Origin of the sequence: Lactobacillus sp. UMNPBX1, from assembly GCF_002554085.1 — a bacterium.
Taxonomy (GTDB): Bacteria; Bacillota; Bacilli; order Lactobacillales; family Lactobacillaceae; genus Lactobacillus; species Lactobacillus crispatus.
In genome coordinates this window covers 1-384 of sequence record NZ_PCZI01000072.1, presented here as the reverse complement: position 1 = coordinate 384, position 384 = coordinate 1, and the positions used below count along the sequence as shown (strand labels likewise).

Genomic DNA, 384 nt, shown 5'->3' with positions numbered 1-384 from the left:
CTTCGGGTTTAGGCTCTTCCGGAGTTGGCTCTTCGGGTTTAGGCTCTTCCGGAGTTGGGTCTTCCGGAGTTGGCTTTTCCGGCTTAGGCTCTTCAGAAATCTGAATTTCCTCCATTGGTGGAACTAAGTCCCAACGGTGACTTTCACCTTTGATAGTAACCTTGTCTCCGATGATGTTACCATCCACGTTTACATTTGTAGTAATGTGTGCGTTTGAAGCTAGAATACTGCCTAAGTGGCAGTCACCATCAATGTTCAATGAGTTAAGGTTGGTACCAAAGTTCCACAATAACTTGTTAGCTTGACCATGCTTTTCACTAGAACCATTTACATTGTTTTGGTCTGAGTATTCTAAAACCAGATGTGTCTTTACAGTCAAGTCTC

The 384-nt window shown here is 43.5% G+C and carries 1 protein-coding gene; it reads right to left on the bottom strand.

Annotation, left to right across the window (positions count from 1 at the left end):
* Positions 1 to 384, bottom strand: a 384-nt coding sequence (locus CP352_RS10850) for a collagen-binding domain-containing protein (protein WP_143465311.1), incomplete at both ends; no start/stop codon positions are given.